Origin of the sequence: Arsenophonus endosymbiont of Apis mellifera (assembly GCF_903968575.1) — a bacterium.
Lineage (GTDB): Bacteria > Pseudomonadota > Gammaproteobacteria > Enterobacterales > Enterobacteriaceae > Arsenophonus > Arsenophonus apicola.
Window position 1 is genome coordinate 129,809 of sequence record NZ_CAJCFU010000078.1, and the last position, 14,405, is coordinate 144,213.

The 14,405-nt window shown below is 34.9% G+C and carries 7 protein-coding genes and 1 pseudogene; 6 read left to right on the forward strand and 2 right to left on the reverse strand.

What is annotated here, in order from left to right:
• The first annotated feature begins 601 nt into the window (after positions 1-601).
• The 6 genes and pseudogenes from hcp to H1X92_RS13245 all read left to right on the forward strand — a co-directional run bounded on the left by hcp (position 602) and on the right by H1X92_RS13245 (position 11,298).
• Positions 602-2,254 (forward strand): hydroxylamine reductase, encoded by a 1,653-nt coding sequence (gene hcp, locus H1X92_RS13220; RefSeq protein WP_202881812.1) that lies wholly within the window; start codon positions 602-604, stop codon positions 2,252-2,254.
• Between the two features lie 846 nt (positions 2,255-3,100).
• Positions 3,101-4,087 (forward strand): hypothetical protein, encoded by a 987-nt coding sequence (locus H1X92_RS13225; protein WP_180560581.1) that lies wholly within the window; start codon positions 3,101-3,103, stop codon positions 4,085-4,087.
• A gap of 1,266 nt (positions 4,088-5,353) precedes the next feature.
• The gene (locus H1X92_RS13230; RefSeq protein WP_180560582.1) at positions 5,354-6,340 is read left to right on the forward strand and encodes a hypothetical protein; all 987 of its coding nucleotides are present in this window, start codon (positions 5,354-5,356) and stop codon (positions 6,338-6,340) included.
• A gap of 409 nt (positions 6,341-6,749) precedes the next feature.
• Positions 6,750-8,462, forward strand: a pseudogene (cptA, locus tag H1X92_RS13235) (phosphoethanolamine transferase CptA).
• Between the two features lie 649 nt (positions 8,463-9,111).
• Positions 9,112-10,407 carry a dicarboxylate/amino acid:cation symporter gene (locus H1X92_RS13240; protein ID WP_180560583.1) on the forward strand — a complete coding sequence of 432 codons (1,296 nt, stop codon included), beginning with the start codon at positions 9,112-9,114 and terminating at the stop codon, positions 10,405-10,407.
• 366 nt (positions 10,408-10,773) lie between these two features.
• On the forward strand, positions 10,774-11,298 hold the full coding sequence (locus tag H1X92_RS13245) for a hypothetical protein (RefSeq protein WP_180560584.1): 525 nt from the start codon (positions 10,774-10,776) through the stop codon (positions 11,296-11,298).
• A gap of 640 nt (positions 11,299-11,938) precedes the next feature.
• Here H1X92_RS13245 and H1X92_RS16345 read toward each other — a convergent pair.
• Together H1X92_RS16345 and H1X92_RS13255 are read right to left on the reverse strand one after the other, a co-directional pair.
• Positions 11,939-12,391 carry a M10 family metallopeptidase C-terminal domain-containing protein gene (locus H1X92_RS16345; protein ID WP_180560673.1) on the reverse strand — a complete coding sequence of 151 codons (453 nt, stop codon included), beginning with the start codon at positions 12,389-12,391 and terminating at the stop codon, positions 11,939-11,941.
• A 6-nt stretch (positions 12,392-12,397) separates the two neighbouring features.
• Complete coding sequence (locus H1X92_RS13255) at positions 12,398-14,158, reverse strand: M10 family metallopeptidase C-terminal domain-containing protein (RefSeq protein WP_180560585.1); 1,761 nt, start codon at positions 14,156-14,158, stop codon at positions 12,398-12,400.
• Positions 14,159-14,405: the final 247 nt, after the last annotated feature.

Below are 14,405 nucleotides of genomic sequence, written 5' to 3' on the forward strand. Positions count from 1 at the left end.
ATAACAGATAATTAATATTAAACAATTCAATAATAATTTGTCATCATCCTCAAGCTGGAAATTATGCCTATCTCACTGCCAAAATTCTTCTCTTTAGTCGCATTAGTCATCATTCATTAAATGACTTAAAGCGTTTACCTTAATATCGTTTTCATTTGCCACATAACTTTTGTCTTTTCCCTTGGCAACAGTAGTCAATTAACGCTTAAGCATCAAACCTAATGATTAATAATAGAGTCATTAACTAAAACCTTAACTAACCTGCTGTATTATGCGCATCGATAGAGAATGAAAGTTGTTGATAAATAGATAAGTATTTTACTTAATAGTGGAGGGGTAATAATAGATGCTATAGCCAGCTGTCACTACACGAAATATTAATAGCTAACTTAACTAATGGCAGATCCGGAATGCTCAATGATAATAAAGGAAAAAGAGCGTTGGTTGTTTTTTCCATTATTACTGTTAGAAACTTTCCTTTTAATGCCAAAATTGTACTAAATCAATTTCCTATTAAGTTGTATTAAAAATATATTTTCAACCCATAAGGCTAAAGTATAGTATAAACATGTATGTTAAATGCAAATTTAGTGGAGTTATCATGTTTTGTGTGCAATGTGAGCAGACGATATGTAGCTCAGCCGGCAACGGTTGTACTTATACCCGCGGTGTATGTGGTAAAACAGCTGAAACATCGGATTTACAAGATCTACTGATCGCTGCGCTACAGGGACTATCGGCATGGATAGTTAAAGCTTATCAATACGGTATTATTGATCATCAAATTAACCTCTTCTCACCACGTATCCTTTTCTCTACTTTAACTAATGTAAATTTTGACTCTTCGCGGATCATCGAATACGCACGTGAGGCAATTGATAAACGCGAGGCTCTGAAAAACCAATGTTTAGCAAAAGATCCAACGATTATTTTAAATCATCCAATGGCAGATCTACAATTGTCCAGTAACAATCTCAGCAAGTTACAGCATCAGGCAGCAGAGTTCGCACTTAATAAAGATAAAGCGGTGATTGGTGAAAATATTCTTGGCTTACGCTTGCTTTGTCTGTACGGTTTAAAAGGTGCAGCGGCTTATATGGGGCATGCAAGAGTTCTTGGTCAATACAGTAACGATATCTACCATCAGTACCATAAAATTATGGCATGGTTAGGTAGCCACCCGGCGGATATGGATGCCTTATTGCAATGCGCAATGGAAATTGGTCAGATGAATTTTAACGTAATGGGCATTTTAGACGCCTGTGAAACTGACGCTTATGGTCACCCAATACCCACTCAAGTTAACGTAAAACCCGTCGCGGGTAAATGTATTCTGGTTTCCGGCCATGATCTGCAAGATCTACACAACTTATTGCAACAAACTGCCAGCACGGGTATTAATATTTTCACCCATGGTGAAATGTTACCGGCACACGGCTACCCAGAAATACGTAAGTTCAAACATCTAGCCGGTAACTATGGTAGCGGCTGGCAGAATCAACAAATTGAGTTTACCCAGTTCCCCGGCCCAATTATCATGACGTCAAATTGTATTATTGATCCATTTGTTGGCAACTATGCCGATCGTATTTGGACCCGTAGTATGGTTGGCTGGCCAGGGGTAAACCATTTGGAAGGCAAGGATTTTAGCCAGGTGATTGCTAAAGCGCAGCAGATGGCAGGGTTTATATATAGTGAAATTGAACATCTGATCACCGTTGTTTTTGGTCGCCGCACGCTGCTGGATGCAACAGATAGACTTATTGATCTTATCAACAGTAAAAAACTGCGCCATATCTTCCTAATAGGTGGTTGCGATGGAGCGCGGAATGAACGTAACTATTTCACCAATTTTGCCACTCAGATACCAAATGATTGTCTGATTCTAACTTTAGCTTGTGGTAAATATCGTTTTAATAAATTGGATTTTGGTAAAATAGCAGGCTTACCACGCTTAATAGATGTGGGGCAATGTAATGATGCCTATTCGGCAATTATTCTGGCCATCAAATTGGCGAAAAAATTAGCCTGTAGTGTGAATGATCTACCGCTATCCCTGGTTTTTTCCTGGTTTGAACAAAAAGCAATTGCTATTCTACTTACCTTGCTGTCATTTGGAATAACTAATATTGTCATTGGCCCAACTACACCGGCTTTCTTGACGTCAGATTTGCTCGCTATCCTAAAGAAAAAATTTGGTTTAAGAAAAATCACTAACGTAAAACTGGATATGCAGCAATTGCTATGTACTTAAAAATAAATAATAGCAATATTAGCATGTTGTTGATAAATGCACTCCCATCCCATAACTCAAGAAATATCATATGTGGTTGGGAGCTGTTGTTACTTTTATCGGCACTGTTGCAAGCTTTGGTCGCTGATAATCTTCCTTACAATTTAATCAATGGTACTGAGCATATTTGTTTTAGAGATCGATACTTTACTGGCAACATCGTTCTTTGAGCGGTACGCCGCAACTGTCAATATAGCATCATCTATCACGAATTACCGAAGATGCAGGCGCTACACAAAGCTATGGCAGAACGAATCTATATAACCATACCTTGAATAAAGTAAGGCTGGTGAACAGCGTTTTATAATGTAATCCGCTGTGATTGCCCAGAAGTGCTGCCATATTCATATTTGCAACCGTGATCTTTTTATTAATCAATTATTTTATTCATATACCTATTATTCATAATATCCTGTTGCCCTATTTAATTTTTATTATCCATCTATATTTAAAAATTTTTTATAAAAAAATAATTAAAATTACAAATATTGCATTTAAGCTATTAATATATTTAGTTCACTAAATTAATTCAATAAAGCGTGTATTTAATACCTTCGTCAAAGCAGATAAATAATGATAAGGTGGAAACGGGTATAATAAATATCATTTAATTAAAGTAATACAAAAATAGCAATACTTTAAAATAAATAATCAAATTAGGTAAAAACTCTATCCATTAATTTTTATCAATTGACTAATAAACAATTCAAGCTTTTTACAACAGAATATCAGCAAACTATCAATAAGTTACCATACAGTATAAATATAAAATTAATATACTAAAACTATTTTTGAGGATAAAAACAGATGAAATTAATCTATAAACTAATACCTCTTCTTATGGTAAACATAGCATGGGCTAATGATATAATACCCGACCATATTGGAGACAATTATGTCCATTTTGCTGGCGCCGCGACGATAAAATCAAATATGCCGATTGGTACCAGAATTATTGGCCCTCTTGAAGGACAGATGAGCACTAAAGTTCATGGCAGCTGCCCTAGAAACAATATTCGTATATTAGTAAGAACAAGTGATTATAATAGCTATGTCGATACTTATAATGGTAACAAAGTTTATGCTACTGGAACGCCAGGAATTGGTTATGCAATAAACGATTATCAACTAAATACAGCTGATCGCGATCGTTGGTTTATGTGGGGAATGGTAAGAAAAAACACTAAATTTGTAGCTGGCCAAATGGGTGCCTATGCAGGAGTTAGTTTTTATAAAACTGGTGATATTCAACCTGATGCCACCATTACAAATTTTAATATGGCAAAATTTTACTTACGCTGTCTTAATAGCGGACCAAGCCGTCTTATGGCTACCTTAAAATTTGTTGGCCGATTAACAATGAAAGTCGAGCAAGATAATAACGGTGGTTCCAACAATGGCGGTTCGAACAATGGTGGCTGGAATAAAGGCGGACAAGGAGGTAATGGCAACAATAGTGGTTCGAACAACGGTGGCTGGAATAATGGCGGACAAGGCGGTAATGGCAACAATAGTGGTTCGAACAACGGTGGCTGGAATAATGGCGGACAAGGCGGTAATAACAACAATAGTGGCCCAAACAATGGCGGACAAGGCGGTAATAACAACAATAGTGGCCCGAACAATGGCGGACAAGGCGGTAATAGCAACAATAGCGATTCGAACAATGGTGGACAAAGCGGTAATAACAATAATGGCGATTCGAACAATGGTGGACAAAAAGATAATACTCCAAATAACAATAATAACAACAATAGTAACAGCAATAATAGCAACATTTGGCCAACTCATTAATAAATAGAATAATGATAAAAACTATTTAATAAAAAAAATAACATTTTATAAAATTATTTTCAGTGGAGTTTTCACTATAACTCCACTGCTATTACTGTTTTTTTATTTATATATTTTTCGTTGACCAATGGCTTTCAATTTTACAAAATCGAAATCTTACCTATTGCGAATAACAGAGCGCGCGCCATTTATTGCTATTAAGCAATAATAAATCTATTACATAAAGATTCAGACTTTAAAATATAAACCCAGACATATTTTTTATATCAATAACTCAATTAGCAGTATTCCTTCATCATATTCAGGTATACTTTTTATAATAGTTATTTTAATTTATGAACCAATGTTGTTGTTTTATTTTATATTTTGTTAAGTTCACTATGCATATCGTCATCTTAAGCCAGCTTAGAAAAAATTTAGTTAAATTTAATAAATTTCACTTAAGAAAAAAATGATAAAACCAAAAAATTTCAGTAGTTGTATGGGCTATCGCTACTTTTTCAATCGATACAATTTATCGCATAAATGATTATCGAATGCAACGATTGAAAATACCAAGGCAAATAGGATAATTAATCGATCATGTTAAGCTATTCAGTTTTGAAGCCCAGAGAGCTAATTGCCCAATGCAGTTGCTCTAAAAGATAAAAAATACCATCGGGACAACCTCTCCTTTGTCTAATACTTGCCTTCCCTCGATACCTTAATTAAACCTTCTCAGGCTAAAATGTAGCTGATAAATAACATTTTCAACTTTGTATTCTTTGAGACAGACAAAAGGCAATTCAAGCTTCTATTTACAATAATGCCGGCTAAGTTATCGCTATTTCCTTACCAATGACGATAACTTCATTGTTCTCACTTTCATTATTATTAAAATTTAGTAAATTGTTTTTATTACCAATTGCTATTTAAAGAAAATTTTTTCTAAAAAAACTTATTATAAATATTAAATTTAAGCTATCAATACATTTAATTCACTAAATTAATTCAATAAAGCGTGTATTTAATGCCTTCGTCAAAGTAGATAAATGATGATAAGGTGGAAATGGGTATAATAAATATCATTTAATTAAAGCAATGCAAAAATAGCAATACTTTAAAATAAATAATCAAATTAGATAAAAAACTCTATTCATTAATTTTTCTCTCTTAATAATCTATTCAAGCTTTTTTACAACAGAATATCAGCAAACTATTAATAAGTTACCACAAGTTATAAATATAAAATTAATACACTAAAACTATTTATGAGGATAAGAACAGATGAAATTAATATATAAACTAATCCCTCTCTTTATGGTAAACATAGCATGGGCTAATGATATAATACCCGACCACCTAGGAGAAAATTATGTCCATTTTGCTGGCGCAGCGACGATAAAATCAAATATGCCGATTGGTACCAGAATTATTGGCCCTCTTGAAGGACAGATGAGCACTAAAGTTCATGGCAGCTGCCCTAAAAACAATCTTCGTATATTAGCAAGAACAAGTGATTATAATAGCTATGTCGATATTTATAATGATAACAAAGTTTATGCTACTGGAACGCCAGGAATTGGTTATGCAATAAACGATCATCAACTAAGTACAGCTGATCACGATTGGTGGTCTATGTGGGGAATGGTAAGAAATAACACTGAATTTGTAGCTGGCGAAATGGGTGCCTATGCAGGAGTTAGTTTTTATAAAACTGGTGATATTCAACCGGATGCCACCATTACAAATATTAATTTGGCAAAATTTTACTTACGTTGTCTTAATAGCGGGCCAAGTCGTCTTATGGCTACCTTAAAATTTGTTGGCCGATTAACAATAAAAGTTGAGCAAGACAATAACAATGGTTCGAACAATGGCAGCTGGAATAATGGCGGACAAGGCGGTGGTAACAATAATGGCGGTTCGAACAATGGCGGCTGGAATAATGGCGGACAAGGCGGTAATGGCAACAATAGTGGTTCGAACAACGGTGGCTGGAATAATGGCGGACAAGGCGGTGGTAACAATAATGGCGGTTCGAACAATGGCGGCTGGAATAATGGTGGACAAGGCGGTAATAACAACAATAGTGGCCCGAACAATGGCGGACAAGGCGGTAATAGCAACAATAGCGGTTCGAACAATGGAGGACAAAGCGGTAATAGGAACAATAGCGGTTCGAATAATGGTGGACAAAAAGATAATAATCCAAATAATAATAACAACAACAATAGTAATAGCAATAATAGCAACATTTGGCCGACTCATTAATAAATAAAATAATGATAAAAACTATTTAATAAAAAAATAACATTTTATAAAATAATTTTCAGTGGAGTTTTCACTATAACTCCACTGCTATTACTGATCATTTTATATATTTTTCTCAAATCAAAGCACTAGCTGCTGTTATTATTACTATAATCTTTATCTTTATTATTAAAACCCAAAATAATTGGCTATCTTGTTAGTCAAAATAAAATATCATTTAATAATACTTCTTAACTAGTGTAAATCTGGTAACGCATTTTCAACAATCACTTAAGAGCAATAATATTTTTGTTGCAATTATCTGTATTTCGTTTAATGTTCAAAAAATTATCAGTCGCCCAAAACCTGATAATGAAAATAATACCCAACACCTTACGTTTGAAAAACCAAATTGATGAGCATAAATTATATGTTTAATTCTTCACCAAGTAAAAAAAATAACTTGGTAGCCTTTATCTGGTTACTTGTCTTTTTTCTCTATTTTTCTACGGTTATTCAGATCATTGTAGTAACAACCGGTCAAAGTAATACCATTGGGCTAAGAGATTCTCTTTTATACAGCACTGTTTGGCTTATTCCAGCCCTGTTTTTTTCTCGCCATATTAAATTGGTTACCGCTATTATAGGCTTTATTCTTTGGCTATCCTCTGCGATCGCCTTGGCCTATTATATTGTTTATGGCCAACAATTTTCACAAAGTGTCATGTTTATCATGTTTGAAACAAACACACATGAAGCTAGTGAATTCTTAACGCAATATTTAAGTATTAAAGTTATCGCAACCCTATTGCTTTATACGCTAATCGCTATTTTTTTATGGACACGCATAAAACCTGTTCATATATCCGTTTCTGCTAAACTTTTATTGTCAACGATTATTATTGGTATTCTTTTTGGCGCCCCTTTTTACAAAAAAGTTATCAAATCAAACGGTGATCTTGATGATCTCATGCCATATTTAAATGCGAGAATGGCTTATGCTGCCCCTTGGCAATTTATTAGTGGTTATTTTCTCTATCAGAATCAGCTGATGAATATGGAGGCTATCTTAACCAACAATGCTAAAATTCCTCCATTAAAAAATTTGATTGATAACAATGGTTCTACGCCAAGAACATTAGTGTTGATCATTGGTGAGTCGACCAGCCGAGGCCGCATGAGTTTATAGGGCTATGGCCGTAAAACAACACCACAACTAGACGCGTTAGCAGCACAATACCCTAATAATTTAAAAGTATTCACCGATGTGGTTACTTCACGCCCTTACACTATCGAAGTGTTACAACAAGCATTAACTTTCGCCGATCAATTACAACCCGAACTTTATAAAACGCATCCCTCGTTAATGAATATGATGAAGCAAGCGGGTTATAAAACTTTCTGGATCACCAATCAACAAACTATAACTCAGCGTAATACGATGTTAACTGCGTTTTCACGTCAGACGGATAAACAATATTACCTGAACAACGATATGGCGCAAAGTTCACGGCAATATGACACATCGGTGCTAACTCCATTCCAGGAGGTATTAAAAGATCCCGCTGAGAAAAAATTTATTGTTGTCCATTTACTTGGCACTCATATGAAATATGCCTATCGCTATCCTAAAAATGAGGGGATATTTGATAATAAAACAGATACTATGCTGGCTAATCTTAGCAAAAGTGAACAAGCCGATTATAACGACTATGATAGTGCACAACACTTCAACGATAAGGTCGTGGCAACGCTAATTAAAGATTTTGCTGCATCTAACGAAAACGGTTTTTTAGTCTATTTTTCTGATCATGGAGAAGAAGTTTTTGACACACCGCCATATCATATATTAGGTCGTAATGAAGCAGCACCAACGCGCCCTATGTATGAGATCCCTTTTATTATCTGGCAATCACCGCAATGGCTTAATGCTCATCACCACCATTTAGATAACATGGTAAATAGACCCTATAGTATTATGCATTTGATCCACACTTGGTCAGATTTAGCCGGACTTGAATATGATGGATTTGATGCCAGCAAAAGCGTCATTAACAAAAATTTTCTGCCTGCCCCACGTTACATTGGTGATCCTTATAATAAACAACAACCACTAACAACTTATGATCAACTAAAAAAATAGTCCTTTCATTCATTCCCCTGGTTAATTATCAGGGGATAACACCGCTAATCATAAGATTTAAAGATAAAAAACATATTCATAACCAAATTTAAACTGACTAATTTTTAGACAAGATTATAGTGGCGTACTTTTGTTTAAGATATCAATTAATTAATAACTAAAAAGCTAAATTATTAGTTAATAATGGCAAAAATAGTCGTATCCCCGCTATTACTAGAGCATTTTATTAATTAAATAAACTAATAATATCAGCTCGTTAATTCACAAAATTTAAAATTATTCATTAAATTATATGGTTTGTTCACTTTAATGCTGTTATGGTTATCATTCTACATTGTAGGATTGCATAGCATATCAAAATGCTAATGTGTTTAATGCTTAATGGTATGAATTATTTTGAACATGTAATTTAACACTTAATTAAATAACAAATAATCAATATAAACATTCACTTAACTTGATACTAATCATGTATCTAAACCAGAATATTGTATCAATTTCGATAAAAACAAATCGATATTATTTCTCATTTTAAATGCATTTATTTAACAAAATTAAAGGATGACTTAAATAATAACACTGAAATACTAATTCAGGCTTTGTTAAATAATATGAGATCTAATACCAGCCTGACAAAAACGGAATCATTATGAAATCGAAAAGTTTAACTACTTGGATTATTATAGGCCTGATCACCGGGATAATCGTTGGATTTGCATTAAATTCACTTACCAGTACAGAAGTAACAACGAGCTACGCTAAAAATATTTCAATCATTACCGATATTTTTTTGCGTTTGATAAAAATGATCATTGCACCATTGATTATTTCAACACTGATCGTCGGGATCGCCAAAATGGGTGATGCCAAAACATTGGGGCGGGTTTTCTCAAAAACGTTGTTACTGTTCATGGTCGCCTCTTTCATTTCAATTACCGTTGGTCTGGTTATTGTTAATATTCTTACACCAGGAGCAGGTATTAATTTCGTGGCAAATAGCAGTTCAGCGGTGACAAATATCGCACCTACGACCTTTTCTTTGCACAATTTTATTGCTCACGCCATACCTACCAGCATTATTGATGCGATGTCGCGTAATGAGATTTTACAGATTGTAATTTTCTCAATTTTTATGGGATGTAGCTTATCTGCTATAGGTAAAAAAGGTGAACCGATTATTAAAATTCTGGATTCACTGGTTTACGTAATGTTAAAGCTGACAAGCTACGTTATGCTTTTTGCCCCTATTACCGTTTTTGCCGCTATCTCCGCCATGATTGCTGAACGCGGATTAGGTGTACTGATCAGTACTAGCATTTTTATGGGAGAATTTTACTTTACTCTAGCATTACTGTGGGTGATCTTAATTGGAGTATCGGTGTTAATCGTTGGCCCATGCATTTTACGCTTAGTTAAACACATTATGGAACCCGCCTTACTCGCTTTTACTACTTCAAGCTCTGAAGCCGCTTTCCCTGGTACTTTAGAAAAACTGGAAGAGTTTGGTATTTCTAATAAGATTGCTAGCTTTGTTTTACCCATTGGTTATTCATTTAACCTTGTAGGTTCAATGGCTTATTGCTCATTTGCAGTTATCTTTATCGGTCAAGCATGTAATATCCATTTAAGTATGGGTGAACAAATCACGATGCTGTTGATTTTAATGCTGACATCTAAAGGTATGGCCGGCATACCGCGGGCATCTTTGGTCGTTATTGCAGCGACACTAACCCAATTTAATATTCCAGAAGCTGGCTTAATTTTATTAATGGGCATTGATCCTTTCTTAGATATGGGACGTTCAGCAACCAATGTCATGAGTAATGCCATGGGTGCAGCACTTGTTGGTCGTTGGGAAGGTGAACACTATGGTGACGGATGCCGAGGCACACCGAAAGAAAAGTCTGATGATTTTTTTACTGATAAAATCAGTTTGAAATCTTAATAGCAGGTAATATTCTCCAGCAAAATAGAACAATAAGACGCGCCGATCAGCGCGGCTTATTGATTTAAGATACAATACGACTGATTGATTTGAAGTAATCATTCATACCACTCATGAAGGATTATCTATTATCATTTTAGCACAATTACTTATGCTAATTTTTTTTCATTCCTCTAATTCTCATCTATGCTTAATGAATAATGAACATAAGCTACAGAGTTATACATATCAAGTTGTTATGTTGTTAAAATCTTATATCCTGTCTTATGTCTTTATTCAAAAGATGTATCTATAATGTTAAAGTCTTTTTTATTGATTATATACTTATTTATGATCGTCCATGAATATAGAGAAAGGAACCTATTAATGAACAAAAAAATTCTAAGTATGCTCATCTTGGCGGGTATAATAACTGCTGTTACTGGCTGTGATGAATCGCCTAAAGTCGACGATGCCATCCAACAAACCAAGGAGAGTGCTGAACAAATAAAACAGGCGGGTGCAGATAAAGCCAAACAAGTGGTGGATGAGGCAAAAGAAGCTGCGACCGATATAAAAAATAAAGCCACTGAAGAAGCTGATAAACTATCAACTAAAGCAGATCAATTAAAAGAAGCAACCCAACAAAAAACATCTGAGTTACAGCAAAATATTTCAGATAAAGCGACTGAAGTCACAAATCAAGCAAAAGAGAAAGCAACTCAGGTTAAAGAAGGGTTTAATTCTGAAGTACAGACATTATCTGATAAAGCGGCAGCGGCGAAAGAGGATATAACAAATAAAGCAGCAGCGGCTAAAGAGGATATAACAAATAAAGCAAACGCATTAAGCGAAAGTGCTAAAGAAAAAGCGGCTAGCATGCAACAAAATACTCAACCACCAAAACAATAAAATTCAATTAGTTCAATGAAAGAAAAGAAAATATTGTTAAAAATTAATTGTAGCCAAAACCATTAAAAATAAAAATAATATTGTTATTACACTTCCTTCTAACCTGATAAGGCCAGTACATCTGGCCTCTTTTTTTAACCTAGTTTGATTGATGGTATAAAATTTATCATAATCTGAAATTAATACAGTGACATGATTATTAAAATCGGTTCTAGATTTGTTACATCATAAATAATCTACAAAAATAGTCTCTTCGGCCATGTCTTTACAGGACAGCCAAAGTTGGGGAGTTAAAGGCAACATAAATAGCATTATATTTTCCCCTGTCATAATAAACCATCCGATGAATATTGAATTATCAGAGAAATAAAAAAATTCATTTTACATTTTTAAAACAAATAGTTATTAGAATATTAATTTTATTATTATTCATATCGGTAACAGCATAGCAAATAAAAAATCTATTCAGCTTTACTAACTTAATGCGTCTTAAATAGAAATAAATTAATATCATGAGCAAAATAGATGCATTCAATACCATCTATTTACTAATATAAAATCCAAACCAATCATTTAAGCTTGTTAATAATACTAACATTATTTTCTTTCTTATTTGCCAGATTATAGGCAGCTAATATAACTACCATACAATGATATCGGTATCTGGATTAAAGGTACCGAAAATGTCTAGCATAAAATCCCCTTCAGAATAACTATCCCCTCTGATAAGAATACGATGTCCATTATCCGAATAATGCTTTACCTCAATTTTTCCAATCTTATGACTAAACTGTTCAACAACATAGTCTCTATTTGTATTTTGCGCCTTATTGCTAATTTTCATTGCAGAGAGATCTATTTTATCAATTCCAGCCTGAAATCCTATAATCATGTCGCAAGCTGAAGGTGTTGATTCTTTAGCAGAAAAATAAATAAAGCGATCTTCTTCAATAATTTCATGAGAGATAGCCGCGGTTCTCCGATCGGCTATTTGCTGCGTTGTTATTTGTTGTTGCGTGGTAGATTGGTCAGCTTCTGCTCCTATTATTCCAGCCGCATTGGCTGAATCAAATGCAGTTATCTCCTGTTCAATAGTTTGTCACTGCTCTGGACTTAAAGTATCAAAATCAAACTTCTCTGAACCAATACTTTGCATGGCCTGAGTAAACCGAATCGATTGCGGATTTACGCCATCACCCCAAAGTCGATCAGCACCAAGTCCTCCATAAATAGTGTCATTGCCCGCTCCGCCTTTAATATTATTAGCTGCATCATTACCGACAATAGTATCATTGCCATAACCGCCAATAACATTTTCAATAACGGTTCCCTTAGCGATTGAAAGATTAGCTTTTAAACCACCAACATCAGAAAATGTACTCTCGTTCAAATTTATTCGTTGTCTCTGAAAATAGCCGGAAAGATCTAAAGTATAATTACCTCCGGCATCCCATATACAGCATATCAGCTCTATACGGGCATCATTGGTTAAATAGTAATCTTTGCCCGTATTAGAATTAAAACCATAGATTGTATCTCCAGTGCGAGTATTCATATTTGGCCCATACAACCTTTGTATAGCACTAATATCATCTAGCAAGGGCGCCGCTGCATAAAGCCCTTGAAAATAGGCACCGGTAACATCTTCACGCCAATAACTCATTACACTAAATTGACGAGAATCTTCCTTATAACTCGCATCAAACAGATAAGTTAATCTAACACCCTCTTGTGCATTATATTCACCCGGATGAGATAAACCTAAGGCATGACCAATCTCATGAACATAAGTATGTCGGCCATAATTGCCATTAGTTGGATATAAATTTTCTGAATGGTTCTGTACATTAAACCAGCATTCGCCGGAAAGGGCCCCAGAATTGGGTAAATAAGCAAAAGCTTGACCTTGCACTCTGTTAAAATTACCAAAATCAAGATTTGCTCGGCCACTGAGCGATGATTTAAGGCTAAAAGTGATATTAGCGACATCAGCCCAAGAATCTAATGCGAGCAATATTTGCTGCTGTTGTTGTTCACTAAGGCCAACCACCTGAGTGGAACCAGGCGAATTCGAATTTGCCTGCCCCCAATCATAAAAAGTGTAAGTTATGTCAGCATGCCTACCAAGAATATTTTTACCATTCCAGGTTGAATTTTCTCGCGATATTTGTTCTGCCGCTTTAGTAATATCATAAGAAGGTTTATTATTAACTCCATTACTATAACCACCTCTGGCATAATCATTCATTAGCTCGACAATTTGCTTTGACGCTTGTGAACGAGGTATAAATAATGCTTCCTTTGACGTTACTGCTGGCTGTGATGAAGTCGGTGTTCTATCTATTATCAAACTATAGTCTAAATCTACATTTGAACCCGGTATCTTAATTTTTACATGCGAAGTTGGCGTTGTCGTTACAGGATGCGAAGTTGGCGTTGCCGTTACAGGATGCGAAGTTGGCGCTGTCGTTACAGGATGCGAAGTTGGCGCTGTCGTTACAGGATGCGAAGTTGGCGCTGTCGTTGAGGTCACAGTTGGCTGCGTTGATGTCGGAGTATTATTGATTAACCCATAGTTCAAATCAACACCCGCATCAGGCATCTTAATCGTTACGTGCGAAGTCGGCAATGTCGTTGTGCTATGCGAAGTTGGCGACGTGGTTGTATTATGTGAAGACGACCACCTCATTGTGCTATGTGAAGTTGGCAACGTCGTTGTGGCCTCGGTAGAGGGTAATGGAGTTGACCTATCAGAAGAATTAACGGTTGGGACTTGAACTGAAGTAGGTAATGTATACCGAGTATCCGATTGATTGGAATTATTGTAATTTATCCTAATATGCGTATAACTTCCCCCCATACCCCCTCCCATCTTTAAATGTTATTTTTTTTAACAAACTATAAGAGGTTATAACATTCCTTTATTTTTACAAATTCACCGCCACATACTTGCTTATTTTTAAATATTACTCAATTTGCCAATATAATAGAAAAATTAAGTAATTTTCATGTTAGGGTTTATAGATTTTTATAAATATTTTTAATAGCATATAATTGACTTCAGCATTCAATTATTAAACTATCAAGTCATTGATAAAATAACAGCC